At 38.2% G+C, this 4805-nt stretch carries 6 protein-coding genes; 2 read left to right on the top strand and 4 right to left on the bottom strand.

What is annotated here, in order from left to right; translation table 11 throughout:
* The first annotated feature begins 257 nt into the window (after positions 1 to 257).
* A complete protein-coding gene (locus tag AB5903_RS21780; protein WP_007564664.1) occupies positions 258 to 455 on the top strand; it encodes a hypothetical protein in 198 nt (65 codons plus the stop codon).
* Positions 456 to 799: 344 nt separating this feature from the next.
* Here AB5903_RS21780 and AB5903_RS21775 read toward each other — a convergent pair whose 3' ends face one another.
* Together AB5903_RS21775 and AB5903_RS21770 are read right to left on the bottom strand one after the other, a co-directional pair.
* A complete protein-coding gene (locus tag AB5903_RS21775) occupies positions 800 to 1282 on the bottom strand; it encodes a DUF3990 domain-containing protein (protein ID WP_005868753.1) in 483 nt (160 codons plus the stop codon).
* Positions 1279 to 1728 (bottom strand): DUF3791 domain-containing protein, encoded by a 450-nt coding sequence (locus AB5903_RS21770; RefSeq protein WP_005868755.1) that lies wholly within the window; start codon positions 1726 to 1728, stop codon positions 1279 to 1281. The genes AB5903_RS21775 and AB5903_RS21770 overlap by 4 nt, the downstream gene beginning before the upstream one ends.
* Positions 1729 to 2164: 436 nt before the next feature.
* Between AB5903_RS21770 and AB5903_RS21765 the strand changes: the two genes are divergently transcribed.
* Complete coding sequence (locus AB5903_RS21765) at positions 2165 to 3328, top strand: IS4 family transposase (protein ID WP_005868407.1); 1164 nt, start codon at positions 2165 to 2167, stop codon at positions 3326 to 3328.
* 193 nt (positions 3329 to 3521) lie between these two features.
* On the opposite strand, the gene AB5903_RS21760 is transcribed toward AB5903_RS21765, so the two are convergent.
* Both AB5903_RS21760 and AB5903_RS21755 read right to left on the bottom strand, forming a co-directional pair.
* Positions 3522 to 4136: an SLOG family protein gene (locus AB5903_RS21760; protein WP_005868759.1), complete on the bottom strand. Its 615-nt coding sequence runs from the start codon at positions 4134 to 4136 to the stop codon at positions 3522 to 3524.
* A gap of 1 nt (position 4137) precedes the next feature.
* Entirely contained in the window at positions 4138 to 4704 is a 567-nt protein-coding gene (locus AB5903_RS21755) for a phosphoribosyltransferase (RefSeq protein ID WP_005868760.1), read from the bottom strand.
* Positions 4705 to 4805: the final 101 nt, after the last annotated feature.

Genomic DNA, 4805 nt, shown 5'->3' with positions numbered 1-4805 from the left:
GAAAAAAGATATAAATACTCTTTTTATGCTGGCCGGAAAAAGGAAGATTTGTAACTTTTTTATTGGTGAAGATGGCAACGAATAATTCGGGTTAAATACGCTTTTTGTGCAAGGCAAAAAAAGGAAGATTTCAGACGAATAACAACGTGGTGTTTGTGAATCGTCCCCTTATCCCCGTAAAAGGGGTTAGCAACAATCTATATTTGCAACGGAAAATGATTTGACTTCCCTAAAAAATGATATGAAAAAGACAAAACTTGAAAATCAGCAACAGGTTTGGAAAGGATGCAAAAAACAACCGGTTAGACAGCAAGCATGGCACATCCCGAAAAGATGGTCAGCCGCCTATCGACACACCGGAAGAAACATCTGCAATTCCTTTTAAAAAAATGAAGCCGAAGAATGAAGCATATCATATTCCACGTATCGAAAAAAGTGACTGCACGATAAAATGAAAAGCTGCAACGGAAGAACTGACTTGCGGATTCTGCGGGAGAACATAACCACACAGGCATACAGCCACTACACCTGTTTCCAATAAAAGAAGATTACACCACCGGAAAAGCAGAAAGGCTCCACTCGGAGAAAAGCAAGCAAACGATTGAAGCGGACTGCCGATTTGGCAGCGAAATATCCAACTACCTATCTACAGCCCTAAAAGGCTAGGACATATGGGTAAGCAACAGACTGCCGGGCAGTCACTCCGCTGAAAGGGTGGGTGGGAAAAAACTAAGTGGACGCAAAAAACAACCTTACCATTGGGGGATAAACTTCCCCCTATTTTCACTTCACATATTCTTTACCCCACTTCAATTGATTCAACAAACTTCAACAACAAAGCGACTGTTACCGTATGAAATGAAAGCTGATTGAACAACTTATGCGCTTTCAGCATCTCAATAGCGGCTTCAGCCGTAACAACTCTCTGTTCATAAAGCCGAATTGTCGCATATAACTGGTCATTTGCGACAGGCCCCATTATTAGGTCATAGTCACCGTTTTCTCTTCCTCTGCGGTTGTTGACAACAAACTCCAGCCATTCTTTTGTCGCACCCATAAACCGAAGAACCGGATATTCCCTATCAAGAATATCATCGGGAACTTCATAAACAGAGACGATTGCTTTTTCGCTCTGTTCCCTGTTCTTCTTCAACAAAGCCCATTTTTTTGCTTGTTCAAAGTTGGTTGTCGTATAAAATCCCTTCCCAAAGTCCGTAGCCTTCCGTCCTTTCTGTATATTAGGGCGTTTCACGGTAACTGTAGATCCATGAAATAGTCTCATTTTCTTTTATTGATATAAGTCGTTATAGTATCTAATATATATTCGGGGTCTTGGGTATGAAGCATTTCAAAAGTCTCATCCAAAAAATCAAAAACCCCATAGTCCGAAAACAACAACAAGGTTTCTTCCGCACTTTGTTTCTTTTCCTCCCTATAATTCTCAATGCAGAACATCTTGAAAAGCAGGATCTTCGTGTCACCGTTATACCGTCGTTTTTCTTCTGTTTTTTCCTTCTCCAATGTTTCATAAAGCGACAATGTACTTGAATACCATAACTTGGTACTCTTATCCAGCAAAGATTTATACAACTTGGAAGAATATATATAATACAGTGCATCGCCTAAAGGCAATGCCTTTTTCTTCATGACCAGTTCTACCAGCTCTCTCATCACGAATGGGAGCATGGTTGAGTCAAGTTCTCCTTGATTTTTATGAGTAATTTCCATATTCTTGTTGTTATTACTTTAGCATATTTTCGAAAACACCTTCTTCACAGTTCTTTATACACACCTGACACTCGGCCACCACTTCTCTTAATATTCGGGCACATTCTTCATTCGAATGCCCTTGCAGTAATTCATAGGCATATCGCATCAGTTCATTAGCTTCCATTGTTTCCATCCTTATCAATAATATTCAAGTTCATCATTATTTTCTGCAACGACTCCATATTTGGAGTTCCTAACCAACACACACCTATGCAAAAGGTCATATTGTTCTCTGTATCTGAAAAACGCATATTGTTTTACCTTTTACAAACATTGTTGTCCCATTAAAATCTAAAAGAGTTCTTTGAAATATTTGAAATTTAGTTAGTTACAGCGATTTTCCGAGCGAACGGACTTGAATTTGTAGCTTTGCATCAGATTAATCCGATGGCATATGTTCCAAGACAAATACGTTTTCGCTCAATTGGCTTCATTTCTGAATCGAAGTAAGTTTAACCGCATAGTCACCAAGTATGATGGTGATAAATATGTGAAGCACTTCACCTGCTGGAATCAACTACTTGCTTTGATGTTTGGTCAACTTTCTAATCGTGAAAGTCTGCGAGATTTGATAGTTGCTCTTGAAGCTCATCATTCCAAATGTTATCATTTAGGAATGGGTAAAAATGTATCAAAGTCATCGCTGGCAAGAGCAAATCAAGATAGAGACTATCACATCTTTGAAGAATATGCTTACTACCTGGTTAGCGAAGCACGACAAAAGTGTGCTAATCATATTTTCAAACTTGGCGGTAACGTTTATGCTTTCGATTCGACTACTATTGACCTGTGCCTTTCAGTCTTTTGGTGGGCAAAATTCCGCAAAAAGAAAGGTGGTATCAAAGTGCATACATTATATGATGTGGAAACACAGATTCCTGCATTCTTTCATATCACGGAAGCATCCGTACACGATTCTAAAGTTATGATTGAAATTCCTTATGAACCAAGCTCTTATTACATCTTTGACCGCGGTTATAACAACTTCAAAATACTGTATAAAATTCATCAAATTGAAGCCTACTTTGTTGTCAGAGCAAAAAAGAATCTCGGGTACAAATCCATCCAATGGAAACGTAGGCTGCCTAAGAATGTGCTTTCAGACGCAAGTGTATTTCTGACAGGATTCTATCCTAAACAATATTATCCAGAGCCACTTAGATTGGTTAAATATTGGGATGAAGAACAAGAACGAGAATTTACATTCATAACCAATGCGATGCATATATCTGCGCTTCAAGTTGCTGAACTTTATAAAAATCGCTGGCAGGTAGAGCTGTTTTTCAAATGGCTCAAGCAGCACCTTAAAATCAAAAGATTTTGGGGAACTACAGAGAATGCTGTTCGAATACAGATATATGCTGCTATATGCGCTTACTGTTTGGTGGCAATCATTCAACACGATATGCAACTGAACAGAAGTACATATGAAGTGTTACAAATACTGAGCATCTCATTGACTGATAAGACTCATCTGAGAGACCTCTTTGATAAAACTAAATTTCAAAATGACAAAGAACGATTCGGACCAAATGGGCCAAGTTTATTTAATTTTTAATTCGTCCCAATTTTAATGGGACACTAATGTTTTACAAAGGTAAAACAATTAAGTAAAATTCATCTATCATTGCTTTTCATATTTATTGTGTCTTTCTCTTTTGCATCGGAAGTATTAGCACTTACAGCAACCAGACAGTATGACATCGCCACGTTTGATCATACCGCTGGAAAACAACGATATACAATCTGAATCAAAACAGATTGTATATCACCAATTTCTTTTTTTGTGCCTTGTTAAACGTATAAGAAGTTCCTCCGGCAGATTTTCCATCCCAATAGGCAATCAGCCTACAGGCGTGTGAAATCATGTAATCATTACGGTGGGCATAGCATTGGGCATAATAATATTCGGATAGAACTACCACCTTGTCGGCTTGGCGCAAAATATCAGCATACCTCTGTTTGTCCTCTTTGTTGAAATACACATCTTGCCCGACATAAGGAACAACCGCCACCAAAACCATATCGGGATATTGTTTCCTTTGTTCAAGTACGGTATGAGCAGCCATCATGTCAAATCCAACCGCACAACCAATATAGAAAAAACGGATTCCATTCTCATAGCAGAAACGTACCTCTTCATTCAACGATACGGACAAAGCATATTTATTTGTTCGTATCGTTCTATGACCGGTAAAAGCAACGGACATCATTTTCATCCATTTATCACGTGCCTTTCTACATATATCCAACGAACCTGCCGAAGTTTCATACACCATTCCATTCACCTCATAACGATAAGTGAACCAAGTAGTATCTCCAAAGATATCCTTCTGCTTCTCTATATAACTCTCTTTTTCTTTCATCTTATAACATACGGACAACTGTTTTACCTAAAAAGAAACCTCCCAAAACCTCACCTCCTATTTTTTCCAACTGACATGCGAAACGAGCATACGAAAACCCTTTTGTTAAAATATCGTCAAATACCAAGATTTTCTTACCCCGAAAAAAGTCCTTGTCAAATTCTATCACTTGTACTTTTTGAAGCGACTTGCTGTCAAATTTCTCGTGAATAGCCAAACGATCTCCACTGACACGTATATGTTCATACGCATTGATAGCACCTGAAAACTTACACACAGCCGAAGCAAACCCCTTATAACGAAGTTCATTCTTATCAGCGGAAGAAGCCGGAACACAAGCAAAAACAATATTCTTAACATCATCACCAAAAACTTGATGTAACTTATTCGCTATCATCCAAGCTATATTCAAATAAGCTTTTCCATCCTTAAAACTCCATATCATCTTACGAATTTGCCATTCTCTTTCCGTTGCCTGCCGATATTGCATAGGAAGATACTCAAAGAAAGAAAACATCATCTTATGCCATTGTCTGTCTAAACTAGGATATTTACTCTGATGTGCCATAGTCTTTTATCTATTAAAATTAAACTTATGCTTCAGCTAGATTTAAAGACCTTTTTTTAAACCCCTTTCCGGGATGGCCTTTTCTTTCTGCCGACTTTTTT

Source organism: Bacteroides sp. 2201st1_D9_2201SCRN_220225, assembly GCF_040928965.1.
Lineage (GTDB): Bacteria > Bacteroidota > Bacteroidia > Bacteroidales > Bacteroidaceae > Bacteroides > Bacteroides stercoris.
This window is presented reverse-complemented; position numbering and strand designations above follow the sequence as displayed.

Bases quoted from the DNA above. Each gene is read 5' to 3' on its own strand.
- AB5903_RS21775 (WP_005868753.1), bottom strand. From the start codon at position 1,282: ATGAGACTATTTCATGGATCTACAGTTACCGTGAAACGCCCTAATATA.
- AB5903_RS21770 (WP_005868755.1), bottom strand. From the start codon at position 1,728: ATGGAAATTACTCATAAAAATCAAGGAGAACTTGACTCAACCATGCTC.
- AB5903_RS21765 (WP_005868407.1), top strand. From the start codon at position 2,165: ATGTTCCAAGACAAATACGTTTTCGCTCAATTGGCTTCATTTCTGAAT.
- AB5903_RS21760 (WP_005868759.1), bottom strand. From the start codon at position 4,136: ATGAAAGAAAAAGAGAGTTATATAGAGAAGCAGAAGGATATCTTTGGA.
- AB5903_RS21755 (WP_005868760.1), bottom strand. From the start codon at position 4,704: ATGGCACATCAGAGTAAATATCCTAGTTTAGACAGACAATGGCATAAG.